Genomic DNA, 16,606 nt, shown 5'->3' with positions numbered 1-16,606 from the left:
GGGGCCGATGAGACTCACTGCTTTCTGGAACAACATGCACCAGCAGTTCGGCGAGGCGTACGCGCAGAGCCTGGCCAAGGACTACGTCATCGAGGGTCTCGGCTCCAGGACGGTCCAGCAGGCGCTCGCCGACGGGGCGAGCCCGAAGGAGGTGTGGCGGGCGGTGTGTGACGCGTTCGACCTCCCGTTCTCCGTGCGGTGACGGGGCGGGCCGCCGACGCGCCGCGGCGACGGTCCGTCCACGGGTCGCCCATGAAATCGAACAGAGGTTCGGATAGTGTGGGTTGTCCACAGGCGAACGTCGGACGTCGCGATTGTCGTACCGACCGCGTAGCGTCGTGGGCATCATGAAGAAGAAGGCACCCACCCAACAACAGGGGTATCCCGTGGCATCTGGAGACCGAGACAAGGCTCTCGACACAGCGCTCGCGCAGATCGAGCGGCAGTTCGGCAAGGGCTCCATCATGCGCCTGGGCGACGATGATCGCCCGCCGATCGAGTCGATCCCCACCGGGGCGATCGCCCTCGACGTGGCGCTCGGCATCGGCGGTCTGCCCCGGGGGCGGATCATCGAGATCTACGGCCCCGAGTCGAGCGGCAAGACCACCGTCGCCCTGCACGCGGTGGCCAGCGCGCAGAAGCTGGGCGGCATCGCCGCCTTCGTCGACGCCGAGCACGCGCTCGACCCCGAGTACGCCAAGAAGATCGGCGTCGACACCGACAACCTCCTGCTCTCCCAGCCGGACACCGGTGAGCAGGCCCTGGAGATCGTCGACATGCTGGTGCGCTCCGGCGCGGTCTCCATCGTCGTGATCGACTCGGTGGCCGCACTGGTCCCCCGGGCCGAGATCGAGGGCGAGATGGGCGACAGCCACGTCGGCCTGCAGGCCCGCCTGATGTCGCAGGCGCTGCGCAAGATGGCCGGTGTGCTGCACCAGACGGGCACCACCGCGATCTTCATCAACCAGCTGCGCGAGAAGATCGGCGTCATGTTCGGCTCCCCGGAGACGACCACCGGCGGCAAGGCGCTCAAGTTCTACGCGTCGGTCCGCCTGGACGTCCGCCGTATCGAGACCCTCAAGGACGGCACGGACGCGGTCGGCAACCGCACCCGGGTCAAGGTGGTCAAGAACAAGATCGCGCCGCCGTTCAAGCAGGCGGAGTTCGACATCATCTACGGCGTCGGCGTCTCCCGCGAGGGCAGCCTCATCGACCTGGGCGTGGAGCACGGCATCGTGCGCAAGTCCGGCGCCTGGTACACGTACGAGGGCACCCAGCTGGGCCAGGGCAAGGAGAACGCGCGCACGTTCATGCGCGAGAACGTCGACCTGGCCAACGAGATCGAGAAGAAGATCAAGGAGAAGCTGGGCGTGCCCGTCAAGGGCGACGACAGCGCCTCCGGCTCCGCGGCCGAGAGCGGCAAGGAGCCCGCGAAGGACGCGGCGGACACCGCGGCCAAGGCGTCCGCCAAGCGCGCCCCGGCCAAGACCGCCAAGGCGCCCGCGCCGGATGCGTGACCGGGGCCGGCCCGGGGGGCGCCGCCCCTCCGGCGGCGCACGCCTCGAGGACACCTCCGAGCACACCTCCCCGGGCGGGGCCGAACCGCCCGGGGACGATCCCGAGGCGCAGGCTCGCGCCCTGTGCCTGCGGATGCTCACCCACTCCCCGCGCACCCGCGCCCAGCTCGAACGGGCGCTGCACCGCAGGGAGTTCCCGGAGGAGGTCGTCGACGCCGTCCTGGGAGCGTTCGGCGACGCGGGGCTGATCGACGACGCCGCCTTCTCCCGCGCCTGGGTCTCCTCCCGCCACCACGGCAGGCGGCTGTCCCGACGCGCCCTCGCCCAGGAGCTGCGCACCCGGGGTGTGGAGGAGGACACCGTCAAGGAGGCGGTCGCGGAACTGAGCGACCAGGACGAGGAGGAGGCCGCCCGCGACCTGGCCCGCCGCCGCCTCGCCACGACCCGGGGCAAGGACCGGGAGGTCCGCATCCGGCGCGCCCTGGGCGTCCTCGCCCGCAAGGGCTACGCCTCGGGCCTGTCCTACCGGGTCGTCCGCGAGGAACTCGAACGCGAGGGCGTCGAAGCCGACCTGTACGACCCCGACCTCTGACCGGGACGCGCCTCCCGGCCCGGCCGCCCGCGCGGCCCGCGACACCGACGACCCTGGGAGGTCCCGTGCACGAGGAAGCCGTCCCGATCCTCCGCGTCGCCGACGCCGAAGCGGCCTCGGCCTGGTACCGGCGCCTGGGCTTCACCCGCGAGTGGGAGCACCGGTTCGAGCCGGGCCTGCCCGCCTTCGTCGGGGTCGCCCGCGGGCAGGTCCGGCTGTTCCTGTCCGAGCACGAGGGCGACGCCCGCCCCGACACCCTGGTCTACCTGCGGGTACGCGACGTCGACGCGGTCGCCGCCGAGTTCGGGGTCCCGGTGGAGGACGCCCCCTGGGCCCGCGAGACCGAGCTGCGCGACCCCGACGGCAACCGCCTGCGGGTGGGCACCCCGAAGGACTGACCCGCCCCGCGCCCCGGAGCGGGGGCGCGGGGCCGGCGCCCCGCTCACGCCGACCGCCTCACTCGGAGGCGGACGCCCCGGCCGTTCCGGCGGGGTGCGGCGCCTGTTCGCCGGACCCCCGGTCACCGGCGGAGTCCTCGGCGGGGGGATCGGCGCCCTCGTCCCCGGTCGCGGCGGTCCCCGGATCCGCCGCCGCGTCCGCCCCGGGCGGTCCGGCGGGCTCCGGCGCGGGGCGCGGCTCCGGCGGGTCGGTCACCAGCTCGAGGGGGGCGACGTCCGCCGTGAACCCGAACACCCCCGCGTAGAAGGCCAGCTCGGCCTCCAGCGCCCGGACGCGGACGTCCTCCGCGGTGAACCCGTGCGCCTCGCCCTCGAACTCCAGCAGGGCGTACGGGGTCCCGCGGCGCCCCAGCGCGGTCGCCATCGAGAAGGCCTGGTCCGGGGTGACGACAGGATCGTCCAGCCCCTGCAGCAGCAGCACCGGGGCGTCGATGTCCCCGGTCCGGTTGACCGGCGAGCGCTCGCGGTACCGCTCCACGAACCCCGGCAGCGTGCCGACGAGGGAGTCCAGGAACCGCGACTCGAAGTCGTGCGTGCTCTCCGCGAACCCCAGCAGGTCGGTCACGCCGAACAGCGACACCCCGCAGGCGAAGGTGTCACCGGTCAGCGCCATCAGCGCCGTGTACCCGCCGGCGCTCGGGCCGCGGATCGCCAGCCGCTCGGGATCGGCCACCCCCTGCTCCACGAGGGCCCGCGCGGCGGCGGAGCAGTCCTCCACGTCCACCACGCCCCACTCCTTGTGCAGGCGCTTGCGGTACGAGCGGCCGTACCCGGTGGAACCCCCGTAGTTGACGTCCACCACACCGATCCCGCGGCTCGTGAAGTACGCCTTGGCCAGGTCGAACTCCAGCGTGCTGACCGACACCGGGCCACCGTGCGCCCACACCACGTACGGCGCGGGCCCCCGGGCCACGACGCCGGGGTTGGTCGGCGGGTACACGTTGGCGTACACGGGCGCCCCGTAGCGCCCGGGGAGCCGTTCCTGCCGGGGGACGGGGAGGTAGGCGGGGTCGGGCAGCTCCTCGGCGGCCCGGCGCAGCACCTCCACCCGTCCCGAGACCGGGTCCAGCCGCACCAGGCACGGGGGCTCGGTCGGGGACGAGGCCACCGCCACCACGGAGCGGCCGTCCGTGTCGAGCATCCCCCACGTGGTCAGGTCGGTCGCGACGGGTGTGAGGTCGAGGGTGTCGGGGTCGTACACGCCCGGCGTCAGGTCGGCGTGCCCGTGCAGCGCCACGACCTTCCCCGACTCCAGCACGCAGAAGGACCGGTTGCCCAGCCGGCCCGGCGAGGCGTGGAACTCCTCCTCCGCGGGGTACAGGGCGATCGGCTGCCCGGTCGTCCCCGCCTGGTACAGGTTCCACCAGCCGGGCCAGTCCGAGGCCACGTACAGGGTCGCGTCGTCCACCCAGGCGGGGGACACCACCGACTCGTCCACGCCCCCCTTGATCGTGTACTCGGCGGACAGGCCCGTCTCGCCCAGCGCGCCCACGCGCAGCTCACTGCCGTCCCAGGGCATGCGCGGGTGGTTCCAGCGCACGTAGGCCAGGTGGCCGCCGCCGGGGGAGGGGGTGGGCGAGGCGTAGAAGTCCGCCCCCGACACCAGCTCGCGCACCGCCGACGGGTCCTCGGCCCCCCGCCCGGAGAGCGGCACCGCCACGATCGACCGGCGCACCGCGCCCCCCGCGTGCTGCTCGCGCACGCACAGCACGCTGCGCCCGTCCGGGCTCAGCGCGGGGTCGGCGTAGCGCAGCGCCGCGGGCTCCTCGGGCTCGGGAGTGAGGGGGACCGGCTCCCGCGTCCCGCGTTCCAGCAGGTAGAGGCGCTGGTCGGAGGATCGGCAGAACACGACGCCTACACGGGCGATGGCCTTGTCGTCACGGCGGGGGACGGGCAGGAAGGCCCGTCCCCCGTACTCGTGCACCCGCGTGCCCGCGCTCCAGGGCGCGGACAGCAGGTCGGTCACCGTTCCGTCGGCGTCCCGCCGCATGAGGGTGGTCCGTCCCTCCTCCGGTCGGCTCTCCTCCCACCAGACCTCGTCGCCCACGACGGAGGGGAACGCCATCCGGCGCACTCCTCGGGCGACGTCGCCGGCGCTGATGGGCGATGGCCAGGAGCCGTAGGGGCTCGACAGTTCAGACATGTCCCGCTCAGGATGGGTCGTGGGTTCGATCAGATGACATGTCGACCTTAGTCCTCACACGCGTCCCTGTGCAGTCCCGCGGGGACCTGTGTCCCGACTGCGAACGGCGACGGCCCCGCGCACGCCGTCGTGGCGTGCGCGGGGCCGTTCCGGCCGGGGCGGGGGGTCAGTCCCGCCGGTTCTCCGGGCCTTGGTCGTCCTTGTCGGAGCCCTCGTCCGGCGCGGTCGCGCCGGACGAGCCGGTCGGTCCGGCCGGACCGACGGCGGTCGCTCCGCCCTCGGCGGGCTCCTGGGCGGTGGCGTCCGGGGCCGCCGGGCCGGGCTGGGCCTGCACCGCCACGGGGGCGCCGCCGGCGGCCGTCGGCTTGGTGGAGGGCCTGCCGCGGCGGGAGTTGCGGCGCTCCAGCCAGATCGCGAACCGGCTCAGGGACAGGTTGATGACGATGTAGATGATCGCGCAGATGATCGCCGCGGGGATGACGTTGCTCTCGCGGGTCGCCACCAGGGTGAAGCTGCGCAGCAGCTCCGGGAAGGCGACGATGTAGCCCAGCGCGGAGTCCTTGAGCAGGACCACCAGCTGGGCGACGATCGCGGGCATCATCGAGGTGATCGCCTGCGGGATGAGGATCAGCCACATGTTCTGGCTCTTCGTCATACCGATGGCCTGCGCCGCCTCGGACTGCCCCTTGGGCACGGCGAGCACACCGGCGCGGAACACCTCCGCGAGCACCGACCCGTTGTACAGGGTCAGGCCCGTGACGACGGCGACCAGCGCCGTCACCTGGAACGTGCCGGTGGGGATGTCGAACACCTGGTACGCCACGATGGGCAGCGCCATCGTGAAGAAGATCAGCATCAGCAGCGGGATGCCGCGGAAGAACTCCACGACGGCCCCGGCCGGGACGCGGATCCACCAGTGGTCCGACATGCGGCCGATACCGAACACGAGGCCGAACGCGATGGCGAGCACCGCGGCGGTCAGGGCGGCCGTCAGGGTGTTCTGGAGGCCGGGGACGACGTAGTCGGTCCACGTGTCGGGCCGCAGGAACGGCTCCCACTTCTCGGCCGTCCACTGCCCGGCCGGGTTGACCGCCCAGGTGGCGGGGTCGAACAACCCCGTCTCCCGCTCGGTCAGGGTGCGGTTGAAGCCCAGGTACAGGATCGCCAGGCCGATCGCGAACAGGATCAGCGTGCCGACGGTGTAGACCGCGTTGCGAGCACGGGCCTTGGGGCCCGGCGCGTCGAAGAGGACGCTCTGCGCACTCATCGGACCACCGCCATGCGCTTGGAGAGCCAGCCGAAGAAGTAGCCCGTCGGCAGGGTCAGGATCAGGAAGCCGATCGCGAAGCCGACGAAGGTCGGCAGGACCGGCGCGATGCCCTGGTCGAACATGAGCTTCATCTCCCTGGACGCCTCCTGAACGCCCAGCCCCGCGACGGAGGCGACGGTCGTGTTCTTGGTCAGCGCGATGAGCACGCTGCCCAGCGGGCCGACGACGGTGCGCAGAGCCTGCGGGATGACGATCAGCCGCAGGTTCTGGGTGAAGGTCAGACCCAGGGAACGGGCCGCCTCCACCTGGCCGAGGGGGATGGTGTTGATGCCCGAGCGCAGCGATTCGGAGACGAAGCAGGCGGTGTAGGCGGAGAGGCCGATGACCGCCCACCAGAACACGTCCCACGCGACGGTGCCGGACAGGCTCAGCCCGAGGGCGCTGTTGAGGCCCAGCCCGCAGAACAGCAGGACCAGGGTCAGGGGGGTGTTCCTGACGCCCTCCACGTAGGCCGTGGAGATGGCGCGCAGCAGCGGGACGGGGGAGACCCGCATCGCGGTGAGCAGGATGCCCAGAACGAAGGAGAAGAGAGCGCTGAGGAGGGTGAGCCGGACGGTCCATGAGAAACCGTCGACAACCCTGTCGATATTGCTGAGAAAGGCTTCCATGGGTCCCAGCTGGTCAAGGGCCGCGCGGCGGAACGGGAGTCCGGTTCCGCCGCGGGCGCGCGGTCAGTACGGGGTGGACTTAGGCGCAGTCCTCGATCGCGGGGACCTCCTCCTCGAAGGCGAAGTCGGTGGCGCCGAAGGCGTTCTCCAGGGCCTCGGCCGCGGAGCCGTCCTCCCACATCTGGGTGATGGCGGCGTTGACCTCCTCGCAGCGCTCGGTGGAGCCGGCGGGCAGGCCCACGCCGTACTTCTCCTCGCCGAACGGGTTGTTGACCATCCGGTAGGTGTCCGGGTTCTGCGCGGCGAAGCCCGCGAGGATGGTGTTGTCCGTGGTCACCGCGTCGACGGTGCCGTTGCCGAGGAGCTCCAGGCACTCGGAGTAGTTGCCGGCCTCGCGCAGCTCGGCGTCGATGCCCATGTCGTCGACGATGTTGTTGGCCGACCGCGAACCGGAGGCGGAGCACAGCACCTGGCCGGACAGGTCCTCCGGCCCCTCGATGTCGGTGTTGTCGGCGGCCACCAGGATGTCCTGCTGGGCGACGTAGTACGGGCCCGCGAAGTCGACGACCTGGCGGCGCTCGTCGGTGATCGAGTAGGTGGCGATCACCATGTCGACGGTGCCCTGCTGGAGGAAGGACTCGCGGTTCGCGGAGGCCGCCTCCTCCCAGTTGATCTGCTCCGGGGAGTAGCCGAGCTCACCGGCGATGTAGGTGGCCACGTCGACGTCGAAGCCCACGGGGGTGTCCCCCTCGAGGAGGCCCAGACCCGGCTGGTCGTACTTGACGCCGATGGTGATGGTGTCGCCACCGCCCTCGCCGCCGTCGCCGCCGCCCTCGCCGCCACCGCCGACGTCGGCGGTGCCACAGGCGGTGAGAGCGAAGGCCAGAGCCGCGGTGCCGCCCAGGATGCTGCTGATGCGTCCGACTCGCATGTCGGATACCTCTTCCTTGAGTTCGGGAGAAGGGGAAGGAAAGGGGAGACCTAGTGGGTCAGGATCTTGGAGAGGAAGTCCTGGGCCCGCTCGGACCGGGGGTTCGTGAAGAACTCGTCCGGAGTGTTCTCCTCGACGATCTGGCCGTCGGCCATGAAGACGACGCGGTTGGCGGCGCGACGGGCGAAGCCCATCTCATGGGTGACGACGACCATGGTCATGCCTTCGGTCGCCAGGTCGGTCATGACGTCCAGGACCTCCTGGACCATCTCCGGGTCGAGCGCAGAGGTGGGCTCGTCGAAGAGGAGCACCTTGGGGTTCATCGCCAGGGCCCGGGCGATGGCCACACGCTGCTGCTGCCCGCCGGAGAGCTGGGCCGGGTACTTGTTCGCCTGGTTGCCGATCCGGACCCGGTCCAGGAGCTCCATGCCGCGCTTCTCGGCATCGGCCTTGGACTTGCGAAGGACCTTGACGGGCCCCAGGGTCACGTTCTGCAGCACCGTCTTGTGCGCGAACAGGTTGAAGGACTGGAACACCATGCCGACATCGCTGCGGAGCTTGGCGAGACCGCGTCCCTCCGCCGGCAGGGGCTGGCCGTCCAGGGTGATAACCCCGGAGTCGATGGTCTCCAAGCGGTTGATCGCTCGGCACAGAGTCGACTTTCCGGACCCGGACGGTCCGATGACGACTACCACCTCGCCGGAGTTAACCGTCAGATTGATGTCTTGGAGCACGTGCAGGTCGCCGAAGTGCTTGTTGACGTTCTCCAGCACGACGAGAGGAGTTGATGTCATGTGGGGAACTTAGTGGGTTCGACGAGCACTGTCACCCTGAAAACGCCACCCGAATTCGCGGTGGCGCACTTGTTACAGACTCACGACTGGAAACGTTACCAGTGAACGTTGTTCGGTTTGAAATCGCCACGCTGGGTGTTTGTCCGGTGGCGTTTCCGATTCGGGCCGCCGACTATCGGTCACCCGGAAAACGCCTCGGAAGCGGGTCGATAACGCGACGCGCCGGCGCGCCCCGCAGGGCGGGCCGCGGTGCGCGCCCGGACGGGGCGGCCGGGGCCCGCGGCCGTCCCCGGGCGGTGCGCCGCACCGGATAGCCTGGTTCCGTGAGCCAGAGTCGTACCTACCAAGTGCGGACCTACGGCTGCCAGATGAACGTCCACGACTCCGAGCGCCTCTCCGGTCTGCTGGAGGACGCTGGGTACGCGCGCGCAGCCGAGGACACCACCGCAGACATCGTCGTGTTCAACACCTGTGCGGTCAGGGAGAACGCCGACAACCGCCTCTACGGCAACCTCGGGCACCTGCGCCCGGTCAAGGATGCCAACCCGGGGATGCAGATCGCCGTCGGCGGCTGCCTCGCCCAGAAGGACCGCGGCGAGATCGTGCGCCGCGCGCCCTGGGTCGACGTCGTCTTCGGCACCCACAACATCGGCTCCCTGCCCACGCTGCTGGAGCGCGCCCGCGTCCAGCGCGAGGCGCAGGTGGAGATCGCCGAGTCCCTGGAGCACTTCCCGTCCACGCTCCCCAGCCGCCGTGAGTCCGCGTACGCGGCGTGGGTGTCGATCTCCGTCGGCTGCAACAACACCTGCACCTTCTGCATCGTGCCCGCGCTGCGGGGCAAGGAGCAGGACCGCCGCCCCGGCGACGTGCTCGCCGAGGTGCGCGCGCTGGTGGCCGAGGGCGTCAGCGAGATCACCCTGCTCGGCCAGAACGTCAACGCCTACGGCAGCGGCTTCGGCGACCGGCAGGCCTTCTCCAAGCTGCTGCGCGCCTGCGGCGGGATCGAGGGGCTGGAGCGCGTGCGCTTCACCTCCCCGCACCCGAGGGACTTCACCGACGACGTCATCGAGGCCATGGCCGAGACGCCCAACGTCATGCCGCAGCTCCACATGCCGCTGCAGTCCGGGTCCAGCAAGGTCCTCAAGGACATGCGCCGCTCCTACCGCCAGGAGCGCTTCCTCGGCATCGTGGAGAAGGTGCGCGCCGCCATGCCGCACGCAGCGATCACCACGGACATCATCGTGGGCTTCCCCGGGGAGACGGAGGAGGACTTCCAGGAGACCCTCCACGTGGTCCGCGAGGCCCGCTTCTCCATGGCGTACACCTTCCAGTACTCCAAGCGCCCGGGAACCCCGGCGGCCACCATGGACGGCCAGGTGCCGCCGGACGTGGTCAAGGACCGCTACCAGCGGCTGGTGGAGCTCCAGGACGGGATCTCCTGGGAGGAGAACAAGAAGCTCGTCGGCCGGGAGGTCGACCTGCTGGTCTCCGAGGGCGAGGGCAAGAAGGACGGCGAGCACCGCCGCCTGTCCGGCCGCGCCCCGGACAACCGCCTGGTCCATTTCGCGGTGGGCGACGGCGAGGAGCCGCGCCCCGGCGACGTGGTGACCGTCGAGGTCACCTACGCCGCACCGCACCACCTGGTGTCCGACTCGGGGATCCGCGGACTGCGCCGCACCCGTTCGGGCGACGCCTGGGCGGCCCGCAACGGCCGCCCGGCCGCGGACGCCAAGCCGGACGTCCTGCTGGGCATGCCCGGGATCGGGGCCCCGGCCCAGCAGCCCGCCGCCGTCGGCGGGTGCTGCGACGCCTGAGGCGTCCGACCGGGTGCGAGCCCGGACGAACACGCACGCCCCCCTGCGCCGTGGCGCAGGGGGGCGGTTCCGTTCCCGGGCCCCGGTCCCGCCCTCCCCGTGCCGTGGCCCGGGGAGGGCGGGACCGGCCTCAGAGCCGGACCGGGAGGCTGTCCAGGCGCAGGGCGCCGGGGACGGCCCCGGGCCGGGGGTCGCGCCCGGGGACCAGGGACAGGCCCGGATGGGCGCGGACCAGCGCACCGACGCCGATCTCCCCCTCCTGGCGGGCCAGGGCGGCGCCCAGGCAGTAGTGGACGCCGTGCCCGAACCCGACGTGCGCCTCCCCCGGCCTGCCGTGGTGGCGTGTGATGTCGAACCGCTGGGGCTCCGGGTGGACCCGCGGGTCGCGGTTGGCGCCGCCGATGACCGCGATCGCCCGCGCTCCGGCGGCCACGCGGCCGGAGCGCAGTTCGACGTCCTCGACGGCGTACCTCGCCTTGGCGATCACCGCGGTGCCGCCGTAGCGGAGCATCTCGTGCACGGCCGAGGGCAGCATCCCCGGGTCCTCGCGGAGCATGCCCCACTGGTCCGGGTGTCCGAGCAGGGCGCGGACGCCGTTGCCGAGAAGGTGCGCGGTGGTCTCGTGGCCGGCGATGACGAGCGTGAACACCAGCGTGATCAGCTCGCTCTCGCTGAGGCGCCCGCCGTCCTCGTCGCGTGCCCGGACCAGGGCGCCGAGCAGGTCGTCGGTCGGCTCGGCGCGCCGGGAGGCCAGCATCCCCCTGATGTGCTCGACCATCTCTCCGAGGGCGCTGTTCATGAGGTCGGGCCGGCTCGGGTCGAAGGCGGACAGCCGCTCGCTCCAGGACCGCCAGGCGGGGCGCTCCTCGACGGGGACCCCGACCAGGTCGCAGATGACCGCGATGGGCAGCGGGTAGGCGAAGTGCGGCATGAGGTCCACGACCCCGTCGCCGTCGGCGAGCTCCGGGAGCCGCGCGATCAGCTCGTCGGCGATCCGCTGGACGGAGGGGCGCATCGCGTTGACACGCCGCACGGTGAACGTGCGCGAGACGAGTTTGCGCAGCCGGGTGTGGTCCTCGGCGTCCTTGTCGAGGAGGGACTCGGTCAGGTAGGTGACCAGGTCGGGGCTGATGCCCAGCCCGGTGAGGGCGTCGGAGCGCCTGGCGGTGACCTCTCCGGCGACGTTGGCGGGGTCGAGGACGAACCGCCGGTCGCCCAGGATGGTGCGCACGTCCTCGTCGTCCACGAAGAGCGTGGCCTCCAGCGTGTCGACGAACAGGGCCGGCGCCGACCCGCCCGCCGCTCGGACCCGCTCGATCACCGGGAAGGGGTCGGTGGCGAACCCGGGTGCGCGAAGGTCGATGAGGTCGTCTCGGGCGGACGGGGGGTTGGCTGTCATGGGCCCTCCTCGGGAGGTGTCAGGTGGAGCCTGGTGTCTGCTTCAGTCGTGCGATGTCCTCGCGCATGCTCCTGTCCAGGGCGGAGAAGATCTCCAGGACCCTGGCCTGGGCCTTGCGCGTGTTCTCCGGTGGCGCGTCCTGCTCCAGGAGCAGCCGGACGCTCTGCGCCATGAGGTCGGCGCGCGTGCCGTGGTCGGGCACGTGCATCCCCTGCTCCTCCAGGACGGGCGGGGTGACCAGGTGGCCGAGGACGAGCGCGTTGTAGGCGTACAGCTGGTCGTCCACGGGCAGGTCCGGGCGCAGGAGCCCGAGGTCGCGCAGCACGTCCCAGTAGGCCCTCATGGCCCTCTGGCGCTCGCGGACCGTTCCCCCGACGAGGGCGGCCGCGTCCCGTGAGAGGGCCCCCAGGGACTCGGTGCCCCCGGTGAGGACGGCCCGCATCAGCGGTGAGTCGAGGTGCTTCAGGTACAGGGAGCGGGCGACCTCGCTGGGCCGCACGTTCTCCGGAGACCTGCCCATGACCTCCAGGAGCTGTCGCATCAGGCCGAGCTGGGCCCGCATGACCACCGCGAGCAGCAGCGTCTCCTTGGTGGCGAAGTGGAGGTAGACGGTGCCCTTGCCGACCTTCGCCCTCCTGGCGACGTCCTCGACGGTGATCTTGCGGCGTCCCCAGGCCACCAGCAGCTCCTCCGCGGCGTCCAGGATGCGGTCGGCCCTCAGCTCCCGTTCGGCCGCGGCCGCGTCCGCGGCCGGGGAGGGGGAGGTGGAGGCGCCCGGGGGCGTGTCGGTCGACGGGCTCACGATGTGCTCCTGCGAGTCGGGGACGGACGGGATGCGGTTTGACCACGCGTGTTGACGCGACGACCATATCCCCACCCCTCCTCTCTGACTCCGTGACCAGATTTGAAAACTGGTCACAGAGTCAAGATAGGCGAAGGGGACCCCGGGGACAAGGGGTGCACGACACCGGGTGCACGACACCGGGGGCCGGGCCCGACGGGCCCGGCCCCCGGGACGGACGGAGGGAGCGGGAGGCGCTACCCGGGGGAGCGCTGCCCGTGCGGGACCAGCGTCGCCACGTCCACCAGGGCCTCACCGGGCTCCTCCGGGGAACCGGACAGGGCCCTCTCCACCTGGGACAGCGCACGCTCGACCAGGTCGGGGGCGTCGTAGGGCAGCCAGCGGACCCGGGGGTCGCGGCGGAACCAGGACTCCTGGCGGCGGGCGAAGCGCCGGGTCGCCTGGGCGGTGGCCGCCTTCGCCTCCTCCTCGGACATCTCGCCGTCGAGCTGGGCCAGGGCCTGGGCGTACCCGAGGGCGCGGGACGCCGTACGTCCCCCGCGCAGCCCCAGCCCGTCCAGGACGCGGACCTCGTCCAGCAGGCCCTGGTCCCACATGCGCTCCACACGGGCGTCGATGCGCTCGTCCAGCGAGGGGCGGGGGGAGGTCAGGCCGATCTGCGTGCACGGGTAGAAGGACGTGTGGTCCGGCAGGTTCGCGGTGAACGGCCGACCGGTCAGCTCGATGACCTCCAGGGCCCGCACGATCCGACGCCCGTTCCCGGGCAGGATGGTGCGCGCCGCCGCCGGATCGGCCTCCGCCAGCCGGGCGTGGAGCACCCCCGGGCCCACGTCGCCGAGCTCCGCCTCCAGACGGGCCCGCACGCCGGGGTCCGTGCCGGGGAACTCCAGGTGGTCCAGGACGGCGCGGACGTAGAGCCCGGACCCGCCCACGAGGACGGGGATGACGTCCCTGTCGGCGCAGTCCTCCACGCGCTCACGGGCCATGTCCTGGTAACTGGCCACGTCCGCGGGCTCGCTGACCTCCCAGACGTCCAGCAGGTGGTGGGGGACCCCGCGTCTGTCGGCCTCGCCGAGCTTGGCGGTACCGATGTCCATGCCGCGGTAGAGCTGCATGGAGTCGGCGTTGACGACCTCGCCCCGGCGTCCCGTGCGCTCTTCGAGTCGCAGGGCCACCTCGACGGCGAGATCGGACTTGCCCACAGCGGTCGGGCCGACAACCGCGATCACCTTGATCATCCTTCCAGCGTAGTCAGTTCGCGGCCTGCCCCGGCCGGTCCCGGGCGCCGGAGCTCCCGCCGCCGCCCGGGGCCAGGGGCCCGGACGGGCGGTCGGGGACATGCCGTGACCACGCCTAGGATGGTCGGCATGCGATTCGCCAAGGGCCACGGAACAGAGAACGACTTCGTGATCCTCCCCGACCCCGACGGGGAGCTCGACCTCACGGAGGAGGCCGTCCGCCTGCTGTGCGACCGCCGCGCGGGCATCGGCGGCGACGGCATCCTGCGCGTGGTGCGCACACGCGCCCTGGGCGAGGCGCTCGCGCCGTCCGCGCGCACCGCGGAGCGCGCCGAGTGGTTCATGGACTACCGAAACTCCGACGGGAGCGTCGCGGAGATGTGCGGCAACGGCGTGCGGGTGTTCGCCCGCTACCTGGTGCACGCCGGCCTGGTCGGCGGCGACGTCTTCGAGGTGGGCACCAGGGACGGCGCCAAGGAGGTCCGGGTCGGCTCCGAGGGCGACGTCACCGTCGACATGGGCCGGGTCGAGAGGCAGGGCACGTCCTCGGCGAAGCTCGCCCGGCAGGTGGTGCACGGCGCCCAGATCTCGGTGGGCAACCCCCACCTGGCCTGTGAGGTGCCCGGCCCCGTCGCGGACGTGGACCTGACCGAGCCGCCCCTGCTGGACCGCGAGGCCTTCCCCGAGGGCGCCAACGTGGAGGTGTACACCGAGGTCGAGCCCGGTGTCCTCGACATGCGCGTCTTCGAGCGCGGCTCGGGCGAGACCCGCTCCTGCGGCACCGGGATCGTCGCCGCGGCCGCCGCCGCCACCCCTGCGGGCGAGGGCGCCACCTGGCGTGTGAGGGTCCTCGGCGGGGAGTGCACCGTGTTCCTGGACTCCGACGGCGCGAGGATGAGCGGCCCGGCCGTCATCGTGGCGGAGGGCGAGACCTCCCTCCTCTCCTGAGGACCGCCCCGCGGCGGGCGGTGCCCGGTCCGCGCGCCGGACCGGGCACCGCCTGATGCGCGGGCGGCCCCTCAGAGGAGCGGGGCCCGCACCCCGTCCCGGGTCAGGGGCGGTCCCCGATGCCCGGAACCCAGCCGGACCAGAGGAAGGTCCGGTAGGAGGTGGTCACCGGGAGTTCGAGGTCGTGCCGGGCGAGGGAGGACTCGCCGGGCTCCTCCTCGAGCAGGGTGACGTCCCGGTAGAGGAGCGCACCGCTCCCGGAGTCGAAGACGTACCGGTACTCGTTGGTCTCCGTCCCCTCCTCGACCCGCACCTGGAAGAGCTCGCCGCCGCGGGCGAGCGGGTCCTGGGTCCGGCCGGCGTACTCGACGCCGGAGAACCCGGAGAGCACGCGCAGGGCCGCGGCCCGCTCGTCGGCGTCCAGCGGACGGCGGTCGTAGAGGTGGTTCAGGGCGTTGACGAGGGCTTCGTCCGCCTCGGGGCTGTCGGCCGGGACGTCGTCCTGCCCCCACCCGAGGAGGGTCCGCGTCAGTGCGTCCGTGTCGGTGGGCAGGTCCCGCGGGAGGACGAGGCTCTCGTGCAGGGTGCTCTCGAAGTCGTCCGACCGGTCGTCGAGGAACCTCCGGTGCTCCTCGACGTCGCCCCGGGTGTCCTCGGCCTCTCCGGCGACGCCGATCTCGCGGATGTCGCCCCCGGGGCCCTGCCAGTACTGCCAGTCGTAGGGGATGAAGCCGGCGCTGCGCAGGTCGTCGTCGCCGGCCTCCTCCCCGGCGAAGCTGGTGACGACCAGCAGCTCCTGTCCGGTCGAGGAGACATGGGCGACATCGCCGTCCCCGGGGGCGTCCTCACCGGCCCCGGCCGTCTCGGCGAGGGCGAGGAGCCGCTCCGCCCCGGGTTCGGGCGCGCCCCCGATGACCTCGATCGGGTCCGGCGGCGCCGCGTACGCGGCGGGGATGCCCGCGGGGCCCCCGCCCGCGGTACCGATCACGAGGACGGCGGCGGTGGTGGCGGCGACCAGGGTCGCGGCTCCGGCGAGGACGGGGATCCGGCGCCACAGGGGGCGTCGGGCGGGTGCGGCGTCGAGCATGGCGATGGCCTTCGTGCGTGCGCGCTGGCGGTCGGGGAAGGAAGCGGTCGCCCCGGCGCGGGGGTCGCTGTCGTTCATGAGCGCGCGAAGCGCGGTGACGTCGTCCACGACGCCTCCTCTCTGTCAGGGGTGTCGGAAGCGGGTCGGGCGGTGTCGTCCATGAGGGCCTGGAGCCGTCGGCGGGCGCGGTGCAGGCGGCCCCGCGCGGTCACGGGGGCGCAGCCCACCACCCGGGCCGCCTCGCGGCTGCTCAGCCCCTCCCAGGTCACGAGCATCACGAGCTCGCGGTCGGTGTCGGAGAGCCCGGCCAGCGCGGTGAGCGCCGACTGGCGCCGGATGACCTGTTCCGCGTCGTCCGGTGAGTCCCGCCAGAGCTGTTCCGGGGGAGTGGGGACCTCGCCGCGCCCGCGGATTTCCCGCAGCGTGGCGAGGGTGATGCGGCGGGCACAGGAGTACAGCCAGGGGAGCTCCCTGTCCGCGGGTACCCTGTCGCGCCGCCTCCAGGCGACGACGAACGCCTCGGAGGCGACGTCGTCGGCCAGGTCGGGGCCGACCCTGCGGCGCGCGTAGTTGTACACCGCGTCGTAGTGCCTCTCGAAGACCGCGTTGAACTCCGCGTGCCCGGGCGGGTCGCCGTCGTGGCTCGTCACCATCGGCAACTCCTCTCTGTCACCCTCTTGTGTCGCCCGGGCGGTCGTTGTTCGAGGGGGAGGGGGAGAAATCGCGCGAATGAGTGTGATGTGGGGCACATGGGGTGGGGTGGCTGCCGGGGTGCGACGGGCCGGAGGCCGGGCGCGGGCGGGATCGGTGGGGCCAGTGGGGCCTGTGGGGCCAATGGGGCCGGTGCGGAGGTGTCGGGGCGGGAGGGGCGGTCCCGGGTGCGGGGCGGGGCGCGGGCACGCCGGAGCCGCCGGGGGTGGGATCCCCCCTGATTCAAGGAAAGCA

General features: G+C 72.3%; 16 protein-coding genes. 6 read left to right on the top strand and 10 right to left on the bottom strand.

From position 1 onward, the window contains the following. The first annotated feature begins 7 nt into the window (after nucleotides 1-7). The 4 genes from ACQPYD_RS25315 (at nucleotide 8) to ACQPYD_RS25300 (ending at nucleotide 2,507) form a co-directional block, all read left to right on the top strand. On the top strand, nucleotides 8-202 hold the full coding sequence (locus ACQPYD_RS25315; protein ID WP_267946021.1) for a DUF3046 domain-containing protein: 195 nt from the start codon (nucleotides 8-10) through the stop codon (nucleotides 200-202). Between the two features lie 184 nt (nucleotides 203-386). Then, nucleotides 387-1,517: a recombinase RecA gene (recA, locus tag ACQPYD_RS25310; RefSeq protein ID WP_433697994.1), complete on the top strand. Its 1,131-nt coding sequence runs from the start codon at nucleotides 387-389 to the stop codon at nucleotides 1,515-1,517. Further along, nucleotides 1,510-2,109 carry a recombination regulator RecX gene (recX, locus tag ACQPYD_RS25305; protein WP_433697993.1) on the top strand — a complete coding sequence of 200 codons (600 nt, stop codon included), beginning with the start codon at nucleotides 1,510-1,512 and terminating at the stop codon, nucleotides 2,107-2,109. Before recA ends, recX begins: the two co-directional genes overlap by 8 nt. 65 nt (nucleotides 2,110-2,174) lie before the next feature. Beyond that, nucleotides 2,175-2,507: a glyoxalase superfamily protein gene (locus ACQPYD_RS25300; protein WP_433697992.1), complete on the top strand. Its 333-nt coding sequence runs from the start codon at nucleotides 2,175-2,177 to the stop codon at nucleotides 2,505-2,507. A gap of 58 nt (nucleotides 2,508-2,565) precedes the next feature. Here the strand turns inward: ACQPYD_RS25300 and ACQPYD_RS25295 are convergent, their stop codons facing one another. From ACQPYD_RS25295 to ACQPYD_RS25275, 5 genes are all read right to left on the bottom strand, one after another. Continuing rightward, a complete protein-coding gene (locus ACQPYD_RS25295; protein WP_433697991.1) occupies nucleotides 2,566-4,710 on the bottom strand; it encodes a S9 family peptidase in 2,145 nt (714 codons plus the stop codon). Nucleotides 4,711-4,876: 166 nt separating this feature from the next. Then, on the bottom strand, nucleotides 4,877-5,977 hold the full coding sequence (locus ACQPYD_RS25290) for an ABC transporter permease subunit (protein WP_433697990.1): 1,101 nt from the start codon (nucleotides 5,975-5,977) through the stop codon (nucleotides 4,877-4,879). After that, nucleotides 5,974-6,648: an amino acid ABC transporter permease gene (locus tag ACQPYD_RS25285; protein WP_267946015.1), complete on the bottom strand. Its 675-nt coding sequence runs from the start codon at nucleotides 6,646-6,648 to the stop codon at nucleotides 5,974-5,976. Before ACQPYD_RS25285 ends, ACQPYD_RS25290 begins: the two co-directional genes overlap by 4 nt. A 79-nt stretch (nucleotides 6,649-6,727) precedes the next feature. Further along, nucleotides 6,728-7,579: a glutamate ABC transporter substrate-binding protein gene (locus tag ACQPYD_RS25280; RefSeq protein ID WP_433697989.1), complete on the bottom strand. Its 852-nt coding sequence runs from the start codon at nucleotides 7,577-7,579 to the stop codon at nucleotides 6,728-6,730. A 50-nt stretch (nucleotides 7,580-7,629) separates the two neighbouring features. Then, nucleotides 7,630-8,373 (bottom strand): amino acid ABC transporter ATP-binding protein, encoded by a 744-nt coding sequence (locus ACQPYD_RS25275; protein ID WP_433697988.1) that lies wholly within the window; start codon nucleotides 8,371-8,373, stop codon nucleotides 7,630-7,632. Nucleotides 8,374-8,741: 368 nt separating this feature from the next. Here ACQPYD_RS25275 and miaB point away from each other — a divergent pair, with 368 nt between their 5' ends. After that, nucleotides 8,742-10,187, top strand: a complete 1,446-nt coding sequence (miaB, locus tag ACQPYD_RS25270) for a tRNA (N6-isopentenyl adenosine(37)-C2)-methylthiotransferase MiaB (protein WP_433702130.1) — start codon at nucleotides 8,742-8,744, stop codon at nucleotides 10,185-10,187. Nucleotides 10,188-10,317: 130 nt separating this feature from the next. On the opposite strand, the gene ACQPYD_RS25265 is transcribed toward miaB, so the two are convergent. The 3 genes from ACQPYD_RS25265 to miaA form a co-directional block, all read right to left on the bottom strand. Further along, nucleotides 10,318-11,586 carry a cytochrome P450 family protein gene (locus ACQPYD_RS25265; RefSeq protein WP_433697987.1) on the bottom strand — a complete coding sequence of 423 codons (1,269 nt, stop codon included), beginning with the start codon at nucleotides 11,584-11,586 and terminating at the stop codon, nucleotides 10,318-10,320. 19 nt (nucleotides 11,587-11,605) lie between these two features. Next, nucleotides 11,606-12,388 (bottom strand): TetR/AcrR family transcriptional regulator, encoded by a 783-nt coding sequence (locus ACQPYD_RS25260; RefSeq protein WP_433697986.1) that lies wholly within the window; start codon nucleotides 12,386-12,388, stop codon nucleotides 11,606-11,608. A 236-nt stretch (nucleotides 12,389-12,624) separates the two neighbouring features. Continuing rightward, nucleotides 12,625-13,626, bottom strand: a complete 1,002-nt coding sequence (gene miaA / locus ACQPYD_RS25255) for a tRNA (adenosine(37)-N6)-dimethylallyltransferase MiaA (RefSeq protein ID WP_433697985.1) — start codon at nucleotides 13,624-13,626, stop codon at nucleotides 12,625-12,627. Between the two features lie 120 nt (nucleotides 13,627-13,746). Here miaA and dapF point away from each other — a divergent pair, with 120 nt between their 5' ends. Further along, nucleotides 13,747-14,574 (top strand): diaminopimelate epimerase, encoded by an 828-nt coding sequence (dapF, locus tag ACQPYD_RS25250; protein WP_433702129.1) that lies wholly within the window; start codon nucleotides 13,747-13,749, stop codon nucleotides 14,572-14,574. A gap of 103 nt (nucleotides 14,575-14,677) precedes the next feature. On the opposite strand, the gene ACQPYD_RS25245 is transcribed toward dapF, so the two are convergent. Both ACQPYD_RS25245 and ACQPYD_RS25240 read right to left on the bottom strand, forming a co-directional pair. Then, complete coding sequence (locus ACQPYD_RS25245; protein WP_433697984.1) at nucleotides 14,678-15,769, bottom strand: CU044_5270 family protein; 1,092 nt, start codon at nucleotides 15,767-15,769, stop codon at nucleotides 14,678-14,680. After that, nucleotides 15,736-16,314: an RNA polymerase sigma factor gene (locus ACQPYD_RS25240; RefSeq protein ID WP_433697983.1), complete on the bottom strand. Its 579-nt coding sequence runs from the start codon at nucleotides 16,312-16,314 to the stop codon at nucleotides 15,736-15,738. Before ACQPYD_RS25240 ends, ACQPYD_RS25245 begins: the two co-directional genes overlap by 34 nt. Nucleotides 16,315-16,606 lie beyond the last annotated feature (292 nt).

Origin of the sequence: Nocardiopsis sp. CA-288880 (assembly GCF_050955985.1) — a bacterium.
GTDB classification, from domain to species: Bacteria; Actinomycetota; Actinomycetes; order Streptosporangiales; family Streptosporangiaceae; genus Nocardiopsis; species Nocardiopsis tropica.
This window is presented reverse-complemented; position numbering and strand designations above follow the sequence as displayed.

Bases quoted from the DNA above. Each gene is read 5' to 3' on its own strand.
- ACQPYD_RS25280 (WP_433697989.1), bottom strand. From the start codon at position 7,579: ATGCGAGTCGGACGCATCAGCAGCATCCTGGGCGGCACCGCGGCTCTG.
- ACQPYD_RS25315 (WP_267946021.1), top strand. From the start codon at position 8: ATGAGACTCACTGCTTTCTGGAACAACATGCACCAGCAGTTCGGCGAG.
- ACQPYD_RS25295 (WP_433697991.1), bottom strand. From the start codon at position 4,710: ATGTCTGAACTGTCGAGCCCCTACGGCTCCTGGCCATCGCCCATCAGC.
- ACQPYD_RS25290 (WP_433697990.1), bottom strand. From the start codon at position 5,977: ATGAGTGCGCAGAGCGTCCTCTTCGACGCGCCGGGCCCCAAGGCCCGT.
- miaA (WP_433697985.1), bottom strand. From the start codon at position 13,626: ATGATCAAGGTGATCGCGGTTGTCGGCCCGACCGCTGTGGGCAAGTCC.
- recX (WP_433697993.1), top strand. From the start codon at position 1,510: ATGCGTGACCGGGGCCGGCCCGGGGGGCGCCGCCCCTCCGGCGGCGCA.
- miaB (WP_433702130.1), top strand. From the start codon at position 8,742: ATGAACGTCCACGACTCCGAGCGCCTCTCCGGTCTGCTGGAGGACGCT.
- ACQPYD_RS25275 (WP_433697988.1), bottom strand. From the start codon at position 8,373: ATGACATCAACTCCTCTCGTCGTGCTGGAGAACGTCAACAAGCACTTC.
- dapF (WP_433702129.1), top strand. From the start codon at position 13,747: ATGGTCGGCATGCGATTCGCCAAGGGCCACGGAACAGAGAACGACTTC.
- ACQPYD_RS25285 (WP_267946015.1), bottom strand. From the start codon at position 6,648: ATGGAAGCCTTTCTCAGCAATATCGACAGGGTTGTCGACGGTTTCTCA.
- ACQPYD_RS25240 (WP_433697983.1), bottom strand. From the start codon at position 16,314: ATGGTGACGAGCCACGACGGCGACCCGCCCGGGCACGCGGAGTTCAAC.
- ACQPYD_RS25265 (WP_433697987.1), bottom strand. From the start codon at position 11,586: ATGACAGCCAACCCCCCGTCCGCCCGAGACGACCTCATCGACCTTCGC.